Raw genomic sequence first — 386 nt, 5'->3', positions numbered from 1 at the left:
GCGCGATCCGCCACATCGCCGTACGGACCGCGCTGGCGACGCCCTTGACCGGGTTCTCCGACTCCGCCGCGGCGATGGTGACCGTCTCCAGGCCGCCGTACGCGAAGACGGAGGCGAGCAGGCCGATCACGGCCGCGTATCCGTCGTCCGGTTCGTTCTCGGCGCACGCGGAGCGGGCGATCGGGCCCTGGGCGGGCTTCGCCTCGGGCTGGGCGTTCTGGGTGCTGCTGTGCACGGCGGTCGGCCTGGAGGGCATCGGCGCCGCGAAGATCGTCACCGGCTGGCTCCCGGGCACGCCCGAGTGGGCGTGGGTGGCGCTGTTCATGGTGATGTTCTGCGCCACGAACCTCGCGGCCGTGAAGAGGTTCGGCGAGTTCGAGTTCTGG

General features: G+C 71.8%; 2 pseudogenes. One reads left to right on the top strand and one right to left on the bottom strand.

Annotated features, from left to right (window positions below):
- Positions 1-235 (bottom strand): annotated as a pseudogene (locus tag AOK11_RS46990) (hypothetical protein); the annotation flags it as partial.
- On the opposite strand from AOK11_RS46990, the pseudogene AOK11_RS46055 reads away from it, so the two are divergent.
- A pseudogene (locus AOK11_RS46055) lies at positions 126-386 on the top strand (amino acid transporter); the annotation flags it as partial. The pseudogenes AOK11_RS46990 and AOK11_RS46055 sit on opposite strands and share 110 nt — an antisense overlap.

It is taken from the genome of Streptomyces hirsutus (assembly GCF_001418415.1).
Classification (GTDB): domain Bacteria; phylum Actinomycetota; class Actinomycetes; order Streptomycetales; family Streptomycetaceae; genus Streptomyces; species Streptomyces hirsutus.
Note: the sequence above shows the minus strand (reverse complement) of the source record. Positions and strands in the feature narration are given on the sequence as shown.